Raw genomic sequence first — 19,565 nt, forward strand, 5'->3', positions numbered from 1 at the left:
CATAAATAATGAAAAATAACGTCCCTAAATATCAGGGACGTTATTATACCTAATATAGGAAAGAATGTATATGATTAACAATCATTCTTATGTATTCTTTCCTAAGATTTTAAGCTTCTTCTTCTTCGGTCACTTTGTTTGCTCTCAATTTCTCCTGCAGTGTTTGAAAAATCACAAACAAAGAAGGGACAACGAACACGCCAAGCAATGTACCAAACAGCATTCCACCAATAGCACCTGTACCTATTGAACGATTACCATTAGCGCCTACCCCGCTGGAAAACATTAACGGCATTAAACCGAATATAAATGCAAAAGAGGTCATCAGAATAGGTCTTAGACGAGCTTTGGCGCCTTCTATCGCTGAATCTAATATGCTCATCCCCTTTTCTCTTCTTTCAATAGCGAATGTAATCATCAAGATTGCATTTTTAGCCAGAAGACCGATCAGCATAATTAAAGAAATTTGCATATAGATATTATTGTCCAGGCCAAAAAATTTCGCAAATACAAATACCCCGGATAAACCTACAGGTAAGGAAAATAGTACTGCGAGTGGAAGCAAATAACTTTCATACTGGGCACTTAACAATAGATAAACGAATGCGAGACATAGAATGAATATATAGAGCGTCTGTGAACCGGCATTTTGTTCTTCCCGGCTAATGCCTGAATATTCGAAGCCATAGCCTGCAGGTAAATACTTATCTGCTGTCCTTTGAATGGCTTGCAGCGCCTGTCCTGTGCTGTAGTTGTCATTTGGTGACCCACTTACAGACATAGAACTATATAGGTTAAACCGGGTTACATTTTCTGGCCCGTAAACTCTTTTGAGGGTAATGAATTCAGTAATTGGTGTCATCAAGCCACTGCTGGTTTTAATTCCAATCCGGTTAAGACCTTGGGGATTTGCCCTGTAATTTGTATCTGCCTGGATAATCACCCTATATTGCTGGCCAAATTCATTAAAGTTGGAAGTATATGAACTGCCATAAAAAGCCTGCATAGCACCCAATACATCTGAAACAGAAACCCCTGCATCTTTGCATTTCGCCACATTCACACTCATTTGATATTGAGGGAAATTAGGGTTAAATGAAGTTGAAGCGTATTGAATTTCTGGTTGATTGTTTAACTGGGCTAAAAACTCTTTTGCTACGCCGTAAAACTGATCTGTGGTATGGCCTCCCTGGTCTTCCAGCTGAAAAGTAAAACCACCACTCGTTCCAAAACCCGTTATCGTTGGCTGTGACATGAATAAAATACTGGCTTCTTTTATGTTTGCGGTCTTCTTTGTAAGCTCTTTAATAACAGCATTATTACTCATCTTTGGCCGCTGGTCCCAGGGTTTAAGTCTGAGGATCACCATACCATAGGAACTGCCACTTCCACCTATGAAATTCTGTCCCATGGTACGCATGGTATTTTGTACTTCAGGAATTGTTCTGGAAATAGAATCTACTTTGATTGCTACAGTCTTAACCCTATCCATAGTGGATCCTGGGGGGAGCGTAATGTTGACAAAGATAGTCCCCATATCCTCACTAGGCACAAAGCTTGAAGGCGTAGATTTCATTAAGGTATAAAAAGCGGTAATAAATAGACCTATGGCTACAACAACAATCCATTTTTTTGCCATAAGGAATTTTACAGCACGGGCGTATTTGCTGGTAAGTCCATCATAAGCAGCGTTGAAACTAACACCGAACCGATGCATGAGTGTTTTATTTTCCTGTTCCTTAATGTGCGAAGGAGGCTTTAAAAATAGAGCAGCCAATGCCGGACAAAGTGTAAGTGCATTTATGGCCGATATGACAATAGCAATAGCCAGGGTAATCCCGAATTGTTTATAAAAGACACCAGCTGATCCACTTATAAAAGTAACCGGAACAAATACTGCAGCCATGATTAAAGTAATAGATACAATTGCTCCTGAAATTTCACTCATGGCATCAATTGCAGCTTTTCTTGGCGATTTATAACCGCTTTCTAATTTAGCGTGCACAGCTTCTACAACTACAATCGCATCATCCACAACAATACCAATGGCGAGCACCAGTGCAAATAAAGTGAGTAGATTAATACTGAACCCAAAGAGATATAGGAAGAAGAATGTCCCTGTGATGGCTACCGGAACAGAAATTCCGTGGATAATGGTCGATCTAAAATCCTGAAGGAAGATAAAGATCACCAAAAACACCAACAGAAAACATTCAATAAGTGTATGGACCACTTTATCAATTGACGCATTCAAAAACTGATTGACATCAACCAGGTAAAGTGATTTGATGCCCGCAGGAAAAGATTTCTGGGCCTTTTCGAGGACTAATTTGGATTTATTGATAACGTCTCTTGCATTGCTGCCCGGTGTCTGGCTAATCGATATGCCTACAGATTGCTTTCCATCGGTAGCAGTGGAACCTGTGTAGGTTTGTGCTCCGAGTTCTATCCTGGCCAGATCTTTTAGCCTTAAGTATTGTCCTTTTGTTGTGGATTTAACAATAATGTTTCCAAATTCTTCAGGAGATTGAAGACGACCGGTGTAGGTAATGACGTATTGAAAAGTCTGTTGATCATTTTCTCCAAAATAACCTGGTGCGGCATCTTGGTTTTGCTCATTTATGGCATTGGATATATCAGTGGCTGTAACCCCATATATCTGCATCACATCAGGCTTTAACCAAATCCGCATAGAATAGGTCATTGCAGAACCGAAAACACTTGCCGCCCCTACTCCATTTACACGTTGCAATTGGGGGATAATATTAATCGCCGCATAGTTCTGAAGGAAAGTTTGATCATAGGCAGGATTGTCGCTGTAGAGAGACATGATCAGCAAGTTGCTGCTCTGCTGTTTACGGACGGTAACACCAGCTTTAATAACGTCTTGTGGTAACAAACTGGTTGCCGCCGACACCCTGTTCTGTACATCAACGGCAGCTTGATCCGGATTTGTGCCGACTCCGAAGAAAACACTAATAGATGCTGTACCCGTATTTGTGGCAGAAGAGGTAATATAGGTCATCCCTTCTACCCCATTAATTTGCTGTTCCAATGGAACGATTACGCTCTTTAATACTACATCTGCATTTGCTCCGGCATAAGTTGCTGAGACTTGGACTGTGGGAGGAGAAATATCGGGGTATTGCGCAATAGGCAACTTCACCAGACCTAATATGCCCAATAATACAATGAGCACTGAAATAACGGTACTTAGTACCGGCCTCTCTATAAACTTTCTGAGCATAGAATAAATATAAACATAATCCTTTGTCGATTTATTTTTTTACGTGCAAAAAGAGCGCCCGAAAATGTGCTAACTCCGGTGTGTAACAATAGTTTTTCAAAGCAAGAGTATTATCGAACTGATTTTAACTCAAGGACTATTCTATTATAGAAATATTTATCTTTATCCGTCACATAAGCTATACAATTCAAAATGCCTCAAAATCTGAATGCAAAGCCTCATCTTCAATATTTAAAAGATGGTGGTGAGATGGGAAGACTCACCAGAGCGTATAACTGGTCTGAAACAATTTTGGGCGATCCAAAAAACTGGTCTCTAAGTTTGTTGACCACAATAGGTATTATGCTGAAGTCAAAATTTCCTATGTTTTTATGGTGGGGTAACGAATTGATCCAGTTTTATAACGATGCTTACCGACCAAGTCTGGGTAACGAAGGAAAACATCCATCAGCTTTAGGACAACATGGAGCAGACTGCTGGCCAGAAATTTGGCCAGTAATTAAGCCAATGATTGACCAGGTGATGCAGGGAGGTCCATCTACCTGGAGCGAGGATCAGCTGATACCTATTTATCGTAATAATCGGCTGGAAGATGTATACTGGACCTTTAGTTATAGTAAAGTAGATGATGATTCTGGCAGACCTGGTGGTGTTTTGGTTATCTGTTCAGAAACAACTGAAAAAGTAATTAATGTCCAAAAAATCGAGAATACCCTAAAAGAGCAGGAACGTTCGAGAAAGAAGACCGAAAAGGCAGAAAGTATGTTAAGGTTTTCTATTGAGGCGGCTAATGCAGGTACATGGAATATGGACAAAAACAGCAAACAATTCATTGCCTCAGATAGAATGAAGGAGTTGTATGGCTATCGTTTGAGCGATGTTATGACTGCTGAAGATGCCATTTCAAATATCGCTGAAGAATACAGGGGAAAAGTTAGGGATATGCTCCAGGGCACGCTTACCAGAAATGAGTATTTTAATGTTGAATATCCAGTCTATGGACGTTATGATCAGAAAAATCGCTGGCTACGGGTTTTTGGTCGTCTATATCCAGATTCAAATGGAAATTTGAATCATTTTTCAGGTCTTCTGATCGAAATTACTGAACAAAAGTTAGATGAACTTCGTAAAAATGATTTTATTGGAATGGTTAGCCATGAACTTAAAACACCATTAACTTCCCTCACTGGTTACGTTCAATTATTAAAAGCTAAACTAATACAAACCGAAGATACGTTCGTAATCAATACCATGGAACGAGCACTTGGGCAGGTAAAAAAGATGAACACGCTGATCAATGGATTTTTGAATATTTCTCGTCTGGAGTCTGGGAAAATCCAACTCCATAAAGACAATTTTCAGCTGGATACGCTGATCCGAGATATTGTGGAAGAGACCGTGCATGTTGATGACGGACATATTTTGTCTCTTTCCAATTGCCAGCCCGTAACTATATATGCGGATCGGGATAAAATAGGATCGGTAATTTCGAATCTACTCAGTAACGCCGTAAAATACTCTCCTAAGGGAAAACACATTGAAATTAATTGCGAAATTAAACATGCTGAAGTACAGGTTAGTATAAAAGATGAAGGCATAGGCATACAACAAACTGATGTAGATAAATTATTTCAACGGTTTTATCGGGTGGAAAGTAACCATACACAGAATATTTCCGGTTTTGGAATTGGTTTGTATTTGAGTGCAGAAATTGTTGAACGACATAGTGGTAAAATATGGGTGGAAAGTAAAAGTGGCGAGGGCTCAACATTTTTCTTTACACTACCATTAACTATCCAATAGCGACTATGGAGAATTATAGTGTTATCATCTTTATTCTTGCCATGATGATTGGACTTTCGGCTATCGCCGATAAAATCCGTATTCCATACCCTATCCTGTTGATCAGTGCAGGAATTGGAATTGGATTTATTCCTAACCTTCCTGAGGTTTCTTTAAGACCAGATGTTGTATTTCTTATTTTCCTTCCCCCAATGCTTTATGATGCGGCTTTCAATATCTCTCCGCAACAATTTAAAACCAATTTCAATACGATTAGTACATTGGCCATCGGGCTTGTTTTTTTATCTGCGGTGGGTATCGCTTATATAGCGCATTTATTTATCCCGGAAATGACCTGGCCTTTAGCCTTTGTACTTGGAGCGATTTTGTCTGCGACAGATGCAGTTGCTGCTATGAGTATTACTAAGGGCTTGGGTATTCCTCATAAAACGCTTACTATACTTGAAGGAGAAAGCTTAATCAATGATGCCTCAGCTCTGGTTGCTTATCGCTTTGCTGTTGCAGCCGTAACGGGAACTTCCTTCATATTCTGGCAAGCATCATTACAGTTTTTGTTCCTGTTGGGGGGTGGTTTATTGGTGGGGCTGGTTATGGTCAAATTACTATCGGTTGTTTTGAAAATGACGAAAGACAATCACCTTGTCGTTATTAGCTTTATGTTATTAATGCCTTTTGTGACCTATCTGATTGCTGAAGAGATCAAAGTGTCTGGTGTAATTGCGGTGGTTGTTCTTGGCTTAGGTATCTCCAAACTCAGCCGTTCTGTATTTCCTGAAAATCTTAAACAGACCTCCAAAAATATCTGGGATATTATAGTGTTTCTTTTGAACGGTCTTGTTTTTATATTAATAGGTTTAATATTTCCCTATCTGTACAAACATATTGACCATCAACTGATCCTTCCTTATGTTGGCTATGCCTTCATTATCACAATAGTGGCACTTTTACTGAGAATGGGGCGTATCTTCCTTCAGCAGTGGAATCTGAAGAAAGGTTTTTTACACCCCAAAACCCGGATTAAAGAAGAAGCACTGCTAGACTTTAAAAATAGTTTGATTATAGGCTGGTCTGGGATGCGTGGAATCGTTTCACTTGCCATTGCGCTCGGTTTACCATTAGCGCTTAATGATGGTACTCCATTTCCGCAAAGGGAAGCCATTATTTTTCTGTCTATTCTGGTAGTACTTTTTACTTTAATTGGACAGGGTATCTCCCTGCCCTGGATTGTAAGAGCTTTAAAAATAGATAAAAAGAAAGCTTAAATTTTCTTGAGCTATTTAATGCTTCCTTAATCCCCAATCATTTTAATTCAAAAGCGACTTATGTTGTAGTAAATAATGTAAAGCTTCTTCTACCGCTTGCTGAGGATTAACCGGGTTAAACCCCAGTTCATTACGTGCTTTCGAAATGTCGAAATTTTGCAGTAATCCAGAAAACATAGCAATGTCTTTTCTGGTTAATAACGGTGCTTTATTTCCCCATTTTCCTAAAAGTTCCATTAGCCAGGCTATGGCAAATAAAACTGGTTTTGGTACCGTACCGGGCACCTTTAATTTTAATTCCGGATGTAAGTTCTTTGCCAGTGCTGTGGTATCTGTTATGGTCATGCACTTCTCATTGGCTAAAATGTAACGCTCCCCATTTCTTCCCCTTATAGCCGCTAAGTAACATCCCTCGGCTACATCATTAACATCTATCCAGTTCATGGTTATTTTGGTGTCAACCGGGATCTGTTTATTCAAGATCAGTTTTAAGACGCCATAGGAAACATTTAATGGTAAAGACGCTACTCCTCCAATCATTGCGGATGGCATAACGACAACCAATTCAATGCCGAACTGTCTGGCTAGTTCTAATGCCAGCTGTTCACCATCATTTTTTGAATTGTAATACATGTCTCTCCGATCGTTATTATAACCACTGCTCTCCTTTGCCGGTAAACTGGTGTAATCTAATGCTGCAATAGAACTGACATAGACAATTCTTTTTACTCCCGCTTCAGCGGCAGCCTCCATTGTATTTCTTGTGCCCTGTAGGTTTACATCGTATATTTCCTTTTGAGGATCTTTTGCCCATAGTTTAAATGATGCCCCAACTGCATAGAAGGTTTCTACTCCTTGCAGCGCTCTTACAAAAGATGCCTTGTCAGTGATATCAGCTTCAACAACTTCACAGTCCAATCCATGAAATGGAATTTTATTGCTAATATTTCTTACGCTTGCTCTAACTGGGATGCCCTTTTTAAGCAGTAGTCTGACCAGGTTATTTCCCAAATGTCCATTGGCTCCTGAAACCAATGCTAAATTTTTCTGTGCCATAATTTTATATTTAAATCACAACACAAAATTCAACAGTAGAAATTTGTTTATACTTGACTTTTGTTAGTTAATACTATTAGTTTGCTACTTTTCTGCGTATGCGACTTAGGCTTTCTGGTTTCATCCCTAAAAAAGATGCAATGTAAGCTACAGGTACATTATGTAAGATGTCTGGAAAATTGACCATCAGTTTCCTGTAACGTTGTTCTGCTGTTAGTGTGGCTAATTCCTTAGAGCGATTTTCATTGTACTCAATAGATTGCTGGAAGATTGAAATACTAAAATCCTTCATTGCTGTACTTTTTAGCGTAAGCCTGTCAAGATTTTTTTTGGTTATTCTTAGTAACTCAGATTCTGTAATGCTTTCCAGGTTTTCCGTGGATTTCTTTTGATTGATAAAACTGCTGTAAGAAGTGATGAAGCCGGGTGGGCAATTGATATGTGAGGTAATTTCATCTCCATGATCATTATAATGGAACAATCTCAGATAACCAGAAATAATGTAATAGATGTATTTTGGTACTACTTCCTGTTCTTCAATTATTCTGTTTTTAGGGAACAAAACAGGTTCAAAAGAATCGTCAATAAGGCGTACATCATCCTCCGTGAGGTTTACTCTGGTTTTTATAAATGCCAGAAGCTTGTTGATCGGACTTTCTTCAGCCATATTTTATTTCTGATATTCTGTTTTGGGATAAAATAACTTGAAGGCATTGTATACCGCCTGATGTATTACAGTCGAATGGATTTCCTGAGGCAAATAGTCAAAAAATATAGAGGTGTTTTTTCCTGCGACTTTTTGAACTGCTTTACTAAATTGCAGCGCATCATTATACATAACTACATCTTCGTCTTTGTTGCAGGCAGCGATATAGACCATATGTCTGGAGTCTTGATCTTTAGCCGATTTCAGTTTTGTTATTAAGACTTCATTTCCCCACCACAAGCTTGGGGCTATAATCATATAGTTATTAAATAAGGTTCTATGATTGGTATAGATTTCGGACGCCAAGAGACCCGCTAAGGATTCGCCAATTATGGTGTTGAAATGGCTTGTCTTATAATTTTTGTCTATAAAAGGCTGCAGTTCTTTCTCCAAAAAACTGATGTATTTAAAAGAGCCTCCGTATTGCGGGTACTGTTCTTTTTTAAAGCCCATTTTTTCTAGAAAATTGAGGTTAGGCACTGGAAAGGTAAAATCTCTTCTGCGGTTGGTGTTCTCTATTCCTACAACTATAGATTTTGGAGATCGGTTTACCCAAGGCTGGGTATTGTACCTCACTATTCCTGTGATGTGAATGAAATCTTCTTCCAGACCGCCATCAAGTATGTAAATTACCGGGTATTTAATTGTATCCGTTTCTTTATAGTCCTCTGGCAGGTAGATGTTAATTTTGCGGGTTTCACCCAATTCTTTGGATTCTAACAGCGTGGTAACACCAATAGTTAAAGGTTGAGTCTTCTCCTGGGCATAAATAGTGCTGGAGATAAAAAATAGAAATAGGGTTTGTAGTACTCGTCTTTTCATAGTTCGATTGCTGTAAAGCTATAAAAAAGATCTTAGCCATTAATAAAAACGGGCAGATGAAATCATCTGCCCGTTCAATTGAGTTAAATAAAAGACTAAATAGATAGCTTCTTCAAATCAAATTTCATTGTCTTTTGCTTTCTGATCACTTCAATGACTATAGCGTTTTTGGCCAAACCTCTTAATTCCTGTGTAATCTGATCAACAGATGTTGGCTTAATCTTGTTAATGAAGTATAATTCATCTCCTGTTCTTAACCCAGCCTGATAGGCTGTTCCCTTCTCGTCTACATGTTTTAGTATATATTTATTGCCCTCTTGTTTAAATCCAAGGCCCAAAATATACAGAGGAACCAAAGGAGTAGAAAATGTTTTATTTGGTTTTAATTCGATATAGTTCAAATTGTAATTGAATAACAAGTTAAATCTGCCAATTAATGACATGCCTAATAAACCATGTTGAGTGAAACCATAAGCGGGCTGCTCAGCAGGCAAATCTAAAGCTATACTGGGATTGGATAATGGCATACCAGCAATTTCAATCTCATCAATTAACCCTATTTCGGATTTACTGATCTGACTGTTTAAATCCATTGAAGCTGAGGTGCTTTTATATTTCAATTTATCTACTAGTCCATGCGTATAGGCATTTAGAAAATAGTTACCATAGATAGAACCTCCGGCACCAGTATCAAAAGTTAATTTGGTTGGATAATCTACTCCATCTACTTTCAATTTCACATTCACTTTGGGAATGTTATTGGTTAATTGTATGGGCAATATGTTTTTCCCTATAGGTTCAAAGTAACCAAAATTGTAAATACTCATTTCACGATCATCCAGATTTACAGCAATCTGGTAATCTTTTAAAAGATCAAATCCAATGATTCCATCCAATTGATGTCCAACTGCTGCTTGTAAATTGCTTAAATTTGCAACAACAACTTGTTTCCCTCTCACTTTTACGTCTGCAATGTTTAACCCGAGCGTATCAATCGTCTTAAACTGGCCAGCGTTACCTGCCGTTTTGATATCAATTGCTTTCTGATTGACTTTGAGATTTAAGCTAGTGGCCAAACCTTCACTTAAGGTGGTTGCTCCTGCGCCGCTATCAAACAAGAAGTTGTATCTTTTGTCACTGCCTGTAATAGATACTTCAACAAACATTAGGCCTGAGGAACGGGTAAGGGCCGTTTTTGCGAGTAGTTTTGCAGGTTGGAGCTCCTGGAATACAGGATCTTGTAAACCCATTAATTGCTCAAAATGACCAATCCGTTCAAAAGCTAAAAAATTATTCATCCTAAGCCAGGACTGCATTTTTGGGCCAGTTTTGGGAACGGCCACCATCTTAGCATAAATTTTATCGTTCTTTTTTACAATCGGCTCAAAATAAACCGTATCCAGAACTACCGGGTTAATGAGTTGTGGTAAAACATTGGTCAGGTCCCTGTCCCGGTATTCCGCAACGTGGAAGGTTTCATCCAAGACATCTGAAATGCTCTTGATGTTGTGTTTTTTTAAATTTTGTCCAAAAAGGTTCAATGCATATCTGATCTGTACGTCGGTGGGTTGCTGTTGGGCAAAGCCATATTGTACAAATAGTAAGAATCCTATAAATAATATCTTCTTCATCCTGATTATTTGGTTTGTTTAGATAATTCCCCAGCCAGTTTTAATGCTTCATAAGCATTTACAATTCCACCTGAAATAGAAATGTTCTGTAATTTTTGTTTATCCTGCCACTCTTCCGGAACCTTGGTTACAGTTTGCATGAGTATATTTTTAACCTCTGGCGCGGATAGTTTTGGATAGTACGAACGGATCAAGGCAGCAATACCGCAAACTACAGGAGAAGCTACACTGGTACCGTGCATGCCAGAATACTTTCCACCCACCATGGTAGAATATAGATCAAAACCGGGTGCAAAGAGATCAACAGAGTTCTTTCCAAAATTGGAAAATCCCATAATCTCACCAAATGGACTGGTAGCGCCAACCGTAATTACATTCTCCGCCTTTTTACCACTGTTATAAAACTGCGAGGGATAAAAAACATACTGATCTGTGTTCTCTGTGAAATTTCCAGCACCACGCACAATTAAAACATCTTTCTTTTCTGCATATCGAATGGCCTCATCCACCAATTCCTTATGTGGTGAAAGTCGTTTTCCAAAGCTCATGTTGATCAATTGTGCTCCATTGTCTACTGCATAACGGATGGCTTTGGCTACATCTTCATCATACTCATCACCCTGGGGAACGACTACCCGGATTGGCATGATTTCTACGTGATCTGCAATTCCTTCAACTCCAATAGTATTGGTCCTGTCGGCCCCGATAATCCCTGCTACATGTGTACCATGGTCTGAATTTTTGAAACTAAGCTGGTTATTGCCCCAGTTTTGCCCTGGTTTTAGTCCGGCCATCACCACTGCGCGTCCATCTTTTGAAGAGCTAACCAATTGCTGCTGATAATTGTTGATGGAATTACTAACCATAAAGGGACCTAATTTGTAGGTGATGTTTACAGGCAGATCATTACTGTATTTGTTGCCCTGAGCCCTCATTTTCAAAAGCTCATATAGTAAAATCATTTCTTTGTCTTCAGCAAATTCAGGTTTCGTGTCGTATAACGCCTGAATCGTTATTACTTTATTAGGATATACTTTTCTTAGATAGCGATCGATTGAATCGATATTTGCTGCCATTTTAGTCACTAATTCTGTATTCCTTTTTGCCTGAGCCAAGGCAGATTTGCGCTTTACCAGATTAAAATATTTCAGGTCGGCTGCATTCAGTTTTGTCGTATCTCTATGCTCATATAGTTTACTCAAACGGACATATTCACGGTCATCTTCGCTGGTGGCAAATTCTATATTCGTTTTCCCATCTGCAGATCCTAAAAAGTTCCAGCCATGAACATCATCTACATAACCATTATGATCATCGTCAATTCCATTACCTGGAATCTCTTTGGTATTGGTCCAGATCACCGATTTTAGATCTTCATGCGCTATGTCTACTCCAGCATCAATGACAGCTACAATTACTTTCTTACCCTGCTTACCTTTTAGTAATTCTGAATAAGCCTTGTTAACTCCGGTTCCATATACCCCGTCCGTTTCAAAAGAAAGCAAGTGCCAGTTTTGTGGGTGGTGTTCAAAGAGCGCTTTTTTTTCTTTTGCTGTAAAGCCAGTTTTTTGCTGCGCATTTAAACAAAGCGGTAGCAACAAGACCCATAAAGGTCTTAACAATTTGTTCATTTTAATGATGGTTTAGTTTGTAATAATTGTGCGTCTATTTAGATTTTAATGCAGTTTCAATCAACGCTTCATAAGCTGGTTCTGAGGCCTGGACCGCATGGTCTTCTATTATTTTTCCCTCGCGGTCTATCAGGATATATCTTGGAATACCCGTGATGTTGTAGGCTTTTTCAAAGGAGTATGAACGTTTATCCCCAGCATGCAAATCTACTCCATTCATATTCTTGGATTGTAGAAAATTGAGCCATTTGTCCTTTGAAGCCTCGTTGTCAATAGAAATAGACATAAACACTACGTTCGGATTGTCTTTGTATTTTTCCCGGAGGTTTAAAAAGTAAGGAAGGGAGTGCATACATGGGATACACCAGGTTGCCCAGACATCAATGGCTAAAATTTTACCCGAAAAGTCATGAAGGTTTACCAATTTTCCTGTTGCATCGGGTATGGCGAAATCTGGTGCTTTTGAATTCTTTGAAACTTTACTGTAATTATCCCTCAAACTACTTAGATTTTTTTTAACCTCTGGATCTGTAACTTTACTGAGTGCGGAGGCCATAATTTTATCCAATTCGGGATTCCAACCTTTTATAGATAAATGGTAAACGATGCTTTGGTTCAGTTCTTCGTTGATTACCCTTTCATTGTTTACATTTTTAAGCAGATACCGCATTCTGCCAAGGGAGGCATTGTCTGTCAAGTCCTCATCTTTTACATTTGCACCCTCGCTTAATTTCAAAAACATATAGTAATTGGCAACCAGAGCTCTTATTCCGATAGGTTTGAAAGAATTGATACTAGGATTGTTCAATGAAATTTTGGATGCTACATCGAAAAAGCTTTTATCCAATTTTTCTGCTGGATGGGTTCTCAGATATTGCAGTTTAGACTCCAGACAACGTATATTGTTGTAGTATTTAGCCATGTTATTTAAACCTGGATCTTTGGAATCTTCAATCAATTTATTTCCAATACGGTATTGATTATTGATGGTTGCAACAGTTTGTTGTCCAGTGTTTTTCCCAAAGGAACTCCAGCTGGTATTGATTTGATTGATCAATAGATTGTTGATAGATGGTTTTCCAGCCATCTTTACCTCATTTTCTGTTACTAAGGCTGGAGTTGCAGCGGTTTGTGTTGTTGGACCTCCTATAACAAAGGCTGAATTTCCCTTTTCAGGCAAAATGATTTCAAGGTCATCGTTTGGCCTAACGTAAACTGGAAAATTATCTATCCAATAAATCAGAACTTCATTGTTGGGGAATTCTAAATTGAATTCCCCTTTTTCATTAAATTTCAATGATTTGAACAATACCCTGCCTTTGGCAGTATATGCTTCTACAAAAAAACCAGACGATTTTTCCGTTGCCCCTATCCTGCTTCCCTTAATCTTCGCAGAATATGCAGCAGGGATTGCAAACAATATTGCAGTTAGTAAAACTAAGATCCTTATTCTCATATCTAGTTAATTACGCCGGCATTCCCTATCGCCTGCAAGTCTATATTGTATTTCGTTTTGTAATAGTTGATAATGATGTTGTATTTCTTTTTAACCAATCCATTCACATCATTTGATGGGCTTAATATACTGGCATCAAGTTCTGCTTTCGTTTTTGAGGTAATAGCAGAGATATAAGACATAAAATCTTTTGTCGGCCTGTTATCTTGGTACATAATGATATAAGATAAGATGCCGTATAGATACATATTGGTTGGAAGTACACCCGTTTGAGTATAATTAGTAACTGTTAAGAAGTCTGCTGGTACATCCAATTTGCCACGGTTATAAATGGAGTTAAAGAACTCTGTATGTAAATTATTTACATAAGTTTTCTTTTGCGCATCGGTCATTGCATCAAAGCTAGCTGAAAAATTACTCAGCGTCATTTGATTATAGTTGGATAACACCATGTACGTTGTGGTTGGAGTTGATTTTAACCTTAGATTCTGACCTAATAAGACCTTAAATGGAAGGTTCGCTTTCAAAAAAGCATCAGGATAATAGTTTAACCAATTTTTTTGCACAAAAGTTAAAACTTTACCTACATAAGCTTCATCAGCAATATCTGCTAAATAAATTTCGTTAAATCCACCCGAAACATATACCGGATTTGCAGCAAAATCAACAGGACTAAATTTGTAAAGGAAAAAGGAACCATATTTCTTATTTAGCTCTACCAAAGTCGGATCGTAATCGTGATTGCCTTGTGGTAATTGGTATTGCGCCTTAATTTTAGAAGGAATTAAATCATCTTCTTTTTTCTTGCATCCCATTATTGCGACGCTTAGTGTTGTAATAAGAATTAAATATTTTAAAGCTTTCATCTTTTATTTGAATTTAGCATTATGGATTTTGAATCAGGTTTGGATTGCGCTTTAGTGCTTCAGTAGGAATATCCAATGTAAACCGGCTATCATCTTGACTAAGTGTAACGGTTTGTGGCGAACCTGTAACGAGTTGTATAGTATGTGTTAAAGGTTCCATTCCCCAACGGCGTAAGTCAAACCAGCGATGGTCTTCCAGGCACAATTCTCGTCTTCTTTCGGCTTTATAATAGGTGTATAAAGCTTGCGGATCCGTAATGTTAATTGGTACATATGCAGCAGTTTTAATTCTATTGGAGCGTAAAAGATTAATATCGGCCAAAGCTCTAGACACCGCTGAAGCATCGCCAGCAATTGCTTTTTGGATGTTTGCCTCTGCACGGTTTAAGTAGGCCTCGGCTGTTCTGAAAGCTTTCCCATTGCTTGCTGAAGCCAGAGCCGCATTATATTTTCCAGAACTAGCTTTATAGGTTACTGTTGATGTAGCAGTAAAATAACCCGCATTTCTAAAACTATAGGTTAATCGCAGATCATCCGTTTCATAGGTACTTATAAAAGCATCTGAAATAGAGAATGCAGCTTTAGCCGCAAATCCGGCAGCATAGCCAAATGGCATAACACTGAGTTCTGAATAGCTTCCGTATCCCCAGATCACTTCGGGAGAACTTATAGGATACGAGATTGGAAACGTTGCAGGAATTGTAGTGGATACAATTGAATTGTATTGCTGCAGCGTAGATTTTTTCTGTATCGTGGCCTCTGAATATTTTAAACTTTCATCCCAGTTGCCCATATACAAATAAAGTCTGGACAGCAGAAGTTTTGCAGCTGAGCCTGTAAATTTATAGGCCGTATTATTCGTGCCATTAGCATCCAATAAGGGAACTGACGTCAATAAATCCTTTTCTATCTGTGCATATACTGCTTTAACAGTTGATCTTGCAATAGGTGCATCCGACACTTCGGCGGTTAAAATAAGAGGAACACCTAAATCTGTTTCAGGATTCGAAGTTGCACCGGTATATGGTTTTCCAAAAAGATTAACCAACATAAAATAGTAGTATGATCTTAATGCCAAAGCCTGCCCCCGTAGATTTTCTTTTTCCGACTGGGTTCCTTCTACCTGATCTACATAATCTAAAATAACGTTACATCCTTTGATTCTTGCATAATAATTAAACCAGGTATTATTACCCGTTGGTGCAACTTCGATGAGCTTATCAATCATATTGCGCTGCCAGGTAAATACAGGGGCGTATTTATTCAAGCCTGCGACGATAAGCGTATTGGAATTATAATCGGATTGAATATCATCCGTTAATAAATCCAGATAATCATTAAGTGGTGTAGCTGGAGATAAAGCGTATGCCTCACCAGACATCAACTGGTTTAAGGCCGCTGTTGTTGTAGGGCGAACTAAATCCTGACTGCTTTCTTCTAAGAAGCCTTTTTTACAGGATGTAACACTTATTGTTAAACAGATAAGCGTAAGTATATTAAAATATTTTTTCATGATCTGCTTATTATAAACCAACATTAAGTGTTAAAGAATAGGTGCGGGGAATGGGCAAGCTATTGCCGTTTACTTCTGGATCCTGACCATTCAATCGTTTATCTGCAATGTAAAACAGGTTGCTTACAGATGCGGACAATTGACAGGATTTTAAGCCCAATCGAGTCACTTGCTTATTTGGAATCAGATAACCAAGGGATACATTTCTTAACCTTACAAAGCTCGCATCCACTATTCTGGCATTTGAATAATCGTACATGGTTCTGGAAAAAACGTAACCGTTGGTACCTGGGACTGTTAAACCTGTTGAGGCTTGCGTACCGGCACTTGGCAAGGATGGAATATTGGTATTTGCTTCATCTCCTGGTTCACGCCATCTGTTAACCAATTCGGCCGAAAGATTTTGAAAAGGATATGGTGCCGAGCTTGCTGAAGTAGCTGTGGAATACAAAGGAGCCAACCTTTTTACATTCCCCGTGCTAATATAAAGGAATGTGTTGAGTGTGAAAGATTTGTATCTGAAATTATTGGTTAAGCCACCCGTAAATTTAGGATCTAACTGACCGGAATAAACCATTGCTTTTGTAACGTCCGCAACAGCTGCTGGATTTGTTGTAATATCTAAACCATTGAAGGTAGGATTACCGTTTGAGTGATCTAAACCTGCGAAATCAAATGACCAGATGGATGATGAAGGAAAACCTTGTTTATACAAACCACCTGAAACTGCGGTTTGCCAGTCTGTTAACGATATTGCTCCGGATTGAAGGACATTATTGGTTGTTTTTGAGGTATTAAAACTAACATTCCAGTCGAAATCAGGCGTTCTTACTGCACCAAAATTCAGTGTCAATTCATAGCCCTTGTTGTTCACATTTCCTGCATTGATTGGCATGGAGAGCAAGCCATATTCTAAAGGAATGGTTTTTTGTACTATAATGTCGTAGCCCTTTTTGATGTAATAATCAAAGGATCCGGAAATTCTGTTTTTTAAAAGAGCAAAGTCTAAACCAAGGTTAGTCGTTTTATTTCTCTCCCAGCGTAAATCTTTATAAGCCAGGCTTTTTATATTTAAAACGGCCTCGCCCGAAACTGGGTTTATGGATGAAGCGCCAGTTGGTATCTGTGCAATTAAATCCGGGCTGAAGTTTTCTGCTACATTGCCTTGAAAACCATAACTTGCTCTTGCTGAGATTTGATTTAACCAGGTAAGGCTATCAAACCAGTGTTCTTCGGCAATATTCCATTTACCACCAATAGACCAGACAGGTAAAAATCTATGGTTGGAAAACTGGCCAAAACGATTGGAAGCATCTGTACGGATATTTCCATTAATTACATATTTCTGATCGAAATTGTAGGTGGCAGTGCCAAAATAAGATACGTAATTAGAAACACGATTGGTAATTACGGGAATTGTATATGAATAGAGTGGATTTGCTGAAACATTACCTGAATTGGTTATGGTTAAGGGTACCTGTACAAATGACTGACCCCTATCTGGCAAATAACCGAAGTTCGTTTGGTTCAATCCATCATATTTCGAACTTCTGATCTCCTGACCAACCATTACATTTAAACCGTCTTTTCCTGCTCTGAATTGTTTTGCATAATTCAGGTTATTTCTTAGCGTAACACTCTGGTTGCTCATCGTATAAGAATTGTAAACCCCACCAACAGGTAACTGAGAGCCAATATAGGCCACCGATCCTGGTAAGGCGGTACCATATTCGTATCCCCTGGTTAACGTGATGTAATTGGAGGTTTCTGAAGCAAATGTATTGGCCGCAGTTTGGTTATAGCCATAACCAAGCAAAGATTGGAAGGTAAAATCTTTTAAAAATTTATAGTCCAGATTTGCGGCCATATTAACCGATGTAAGTTTATTCGTGTTCCCTGTCTGTGCCAATTCATTAAATATATTGTATTTGAACGACCCGGATGTTGTGTTTGGGGCAGCATAGAAATAAGGGGTTCCATTGTCATTATAAGCTGGAATTGTTCTACTGGTATTAAAGGCATATTTAAAGGGGTCAACCTGGTAAAAACCATTTGTAGTACTTTTAGATCCGTTTAGCCTAAAGCCAACACGTAAATTGTCGGTTAAACTGCTGTTGATGTTTGCTGATGCTGTATAACGGTTTTGCTCGTTGCCTTTGGTATTTCCCAAATCATTTAAATAGCCTATAGATCCATAATAGGTTGTTTTATCTGAACCGCCGGAAATGCTGATGCTATGCGATTGGCTTATAGGTGTTTGAAATAATAAATCAAACCAGTCTGTATTATTAGTCTCTAAGCGGTTTACACCTGTAGCAAATTGTTCCTGTGTGATCTTCTTGTCAAACAAATTCGTCAATAATCCTTCGTAAGAAATCGGATCGGGCGTAACGGCAAATTGCAAACCTTTTGCATAAATTTCCTTTGATACATCAATCCGCTCTTTAGAATTCATCAGTTTAAACTGACCGTAATTTGGCTTTTGTGAGGTAGTGAAGTTTGTAGAATAATTAATAGCTGTTTTCCCTACCTTTCCCTTTTTGGTGGTGATTACAATGACACCATTTGCTGCTTTGACACCATAAATGGCTGTTGATGCCGCATCTTTTAAAACAGTAATATCTTGAATGTCATCGACATTAAGGAATGCGACAGTGCTGCCGACCAGATTTTTAATGGCATCGTTAGAAGTTTGAGCGCCGAGGGAGTTGAGCTGCTGATAATCAAAAGGGACAGGATCTTCCTGAATGATGCCATCCACTACCCAGACAGGCTCCTGATTGCCGAGTAAGGTGGAGGTTCCACGTACCCTCACTTTAGGTTTAGAACCCACAAGGCCGGATGTATTACTCACCGCAACGCCAGGAAGTTGACCTTGTAATAATTTGTCAATCTGATTTGTCCCGGCAATTTTAATGTCGTCTAATTTTACAGATGAAACTGCACCTACGAAATCTCGTTTCGCTATATTTTGATAACCGGTAACCACTACTGCGTCTAGATCCTGTGCAGATTCTTCGAGCTTTACGTTCAAAACAAGAACATCTGAAAGTGTTGTTATGGTTTTAACCTGTGGTTTAAAGCCCATATACTGGAAACGGACCGTACTATTCTCCCCTACCAGTAATACATAGTTCCCGTTTTCATCGGTTGCAGTCATGTTTTTCTGACCTACTTCCTCTATGGTTACACCAGGTATATTCTTGTTCAGATGATCTGTTATTTTACCGGTTAGTCTTATTTTCTTGGCATAAATGGAAGGTTTTCCAGATGTGCTGACCGTTTTTGTTTTAAAGATTACGATACCGTTGTCTATCACAAAAGTAACATCTGTTCCATTTAAAATCGTATTTAAAACAACTTCCAGGCTTTTGCTTTTTAAGGCAACCGTAATTTTTGCATTTTTATCCAATTGATCTGCATTGTAAAAGAACTGCATCTTGGCTTGTTTACTAACAGCCTTTACTACATTGGAAAGTTTTTCATTTTTTACATTAATACTAATGGTATTTGTTGTGTTTTGTGCATTTGCTGACAGATTAATAATTAAACAGCATAGGATACATAGAAAG

Annotated in this window: 12 protein-coding genes; 2 read left to right on the forward strand and 10 right to left on the reverse strand. The window is 38.6% G+C overall.

Features of this window, described 5'->3' with window-relative positions:
- Nucleotides 1-109 precede the first annotated feature (109 nt).
- The gene (locus DBR11_RS16055; protein ID WP_108553672.1) at nt 110-3,247 is read right to left on the reverse strand and encodes an efflux RND transporter permease subunit; all 3,138 of its coding nucleotides are present in this window, start codon (nt 3,245-3,247) and stop codon (nt 110-112) included.
- A 192-nt stretch (nt 3,248-3,439) separates the two neighbouring features.
- On the opposite strand from DBR11_RS16055, the gene DBR11_RS16060 reads away from it, so the two are divergent.
- A complete protein-coding gene (locus DBR11_RS16060; protein WP_108553673.1) occupies nt 3,440-5,050 on the forward strand; it encodes an ATP-binding protein in 1,611 nt (536 codons plus the stop codon).
- Nucleotides 5,051-5,055: 5 nt separating this feature from the next.
- Nucleotides 5,056-6,312: a Na+/H+ antiporter gene (locus DBR11_RS16065; RefSeq protein ID WP_108553674.1), complete on the forward strand. Its 1,257-nt coding sequence runs from the start codon at nt 5,056-5,058 to the stop codon at nt 6,310-6,312.
- A 42-nt stretch (nt 6,313-6,354) separates the two neighbouring features.
- On the opposite strand, the gene DBR11_RS16070 is transcribed toward DBR11_RS16065, so the two are convergent.
- From DBR11_RS16070 to DBR11_RS16110, 9 genes are all read right to left on the reverse strand, one after another.
- The gene (locus tag DBR11_RS16070; RefSeq protein WP_108553675.1) at nt 6,355-7,368 is read right to left on the reverse strand and encodes an NAD-dependent epimerase/dehydratase family protein; all 1,014 of its coding nucleotides are present in this window, start codon (nt 7,366-7,368) and stop codon (nt 6,355-6,357) included.
- A 76-nt stretch (nt 7,369-7,444) separates the two neighbouring features.
- A complete protein-coding gene (locus DBR11_RS16075; protein WP_108553676.1) occupies nt 7,445-8,035 on the reverse strand; it encodes a Crp/Fnr family transcriptional regulator in 591 nt (196 codons plus the stop codon).
- A gap of 3 nt (nt 8,036-8,038) precedes the next feature.
- Entirely contained in the window at nt 8,039-8,896 is an 858-nt protein-coding gene (locus tag DBR11_RS16080; RefSeq protein ID WP_108553677.1) for an alpha/beta hydrolase, read from the reverse strand.
- Between the two features lie 95 nt (nt 8,897-8,991).
- Complete coding sequence (locus DBR11_RS16085) at nt 8,992-10,527, reverse strand: retropepsin-like aspartic protease (protein ID WP_108553678.1); 1,536 nt, start codon at nt 10,525-10,527, stop codon at nt 8,992-8,994.
- 5 nt (nt 10,528-10,532) lie between these two features.
- Nucleotides 10,533-12,158, reverse strand: coding sequence for a S8 family serine peptidase (locus DBR11_RS16090; RefSeq protein ID WP_108553679.1), 1,626 nt, complete (start codon nt 12,156-12,158; stop codon nt 10,533-10,535).
- 34 nt (nt 12,159-12,192) lie between these two features.
- Nucleotides 12,193-13,614 carry a TlpA disulfide reductase family protein gene (locus DBR11_RS16095; RefSeq protein ID WP_108553680.1) on the reverse strand — a complete coding sequence of 474 codons (1,422 nt, stop codon included), beginning with the start codon at nt 13,612-13,614 and terminating at the stop codon, nt 12,193-12,195.
- A gap of 2 nt (nt 13,615-13,616) precedes the next feature.
- Complete coding sequence (locus DBR11_RS16100) at nt 13,617-14,429, reverse strand: putative zinc-binding metallopeptidase (protein WP_158275301.1); 813 nt, start codon at nt 14,427-14,429, stop codon at nt 13,617-13,619.
- Nucleotides 14,430-14,499: 70 nt separating this feature from the next.
- The gene (locus tag DBR11_RS16105) at nt 14,500-15,993 is read right to left on the reverse strand and encodes a RagB/SusD family nutrient uptake outer membrane protein (RefSeq protein ID WP_158275302.1); all 1,494 of its coding nucleotides are present in this window, start codon (nt 15,991-15,993) and stop codon (nt 14,500-14,502) included.
- A gap of 10 nt (nt 15,994-16,003) precedes the next feature.
- On the reverse strand, nt 16,004-19,565 hold a 3,562-nt coding region (locus tag DBR11_RS16110; protein WP_108553683.1), incomplete at its 5' end, for a SusC/RagA family TonB-linked outer membrane protein.

The organism is Pedobacter sp. HMWF019 (assembly GCF_003061025.1).
Taxonomy (GTDB): Bacteria; Bacteroidota; Bacteroidia; order Sphingobacteriales; family Sphingobacteriaceae; genus Pedobacter.

What these genes read in the sequence shown, in the direction of transcription:
- DBR11_RS16055 (WP_108553672.1), bottom strand. Translation starts at nt 3,247, where the DNA reads ATGCTCAGAAAGTTTATAGAGAGGCCGGTACTAAGTACCGTTATTTCA.
- DBR11_RS16060 (WP_108553673.1), top strand. Translation starts at nt 3,440, where the DNA reads ATGCCTCAAAATCTGAATGCAAAGCCTCATCTTCAATATTTAAAAGAT.
- DBR11_RS16065 (WP_108553674.1), top strand. Translation starts at nt 5,056, where the DNA reads ATGGAGAATTATAGTGTTATCATCTTTATTCTTGCCATGATGATTGGA.
- DBR11_RS16070 (WP_108553675.1), bottom strand. Translation starts at nt 7,368, where the DNA reads ATGGCACAGAAAAATTTAGCATTGGTTTCAGGAGCCAATGGACATTTG.
- DBR11_RS16075 (WP_108553676.1), bottom strand. Translation starts at nt 8,035, where the DNA reads ATGGCTGAAGAAAGTCCGATCAACAAGCTTCTGGCATTTATAAAAACC.
- DBR11_RS16080 (WP_108553677.1), bottom strand. Translation starts at nt 8,896, where the DNA reads ATGAAAAGACGAGTACTACAAACCCTATTTCTATTTTTTATCTCCAGC.
- DBR11_RS16085 (WP_108553678.1), bottom strand. Translation starts at nt 10,527, where the DNA reads ATGAAGAAGATATTATTTATAGGATTCTTACTATTTGTACAATATGGC.
- DBR11_RS16090 (WP_108553679.1), bottom strand. Translation starts at nt 12,158, where the DNA reads ATGAACAAATTGTTAAGACCTTTATGGGTCTTGTTGCTACCGCTTTGT.
- DBR11_RS16095 (WP_108553680.1), bottom strand. Translation starts at nt 13,614, where the DNA reads ATGAGAATAAGGATCTTAGTTTTACTAACTGCAATATTGTTTGCAATC.
- DBR11_RS16100 (WP_158275301.1), bottom strand. Translation starts at nt 14,429, where the DNA reads ATGGGATGCAAGAAAAAAGAAGATGATTTAATTCCTTCTAAAATTAAG.
- DBR11_RS16105 (WP_158275302.1), bottom strand. Translation starts at nt 15,993, where the DNA reads ATGAAAAAATATTTTAATATACTTACGCTTATCTGTTTAACAATAAGT.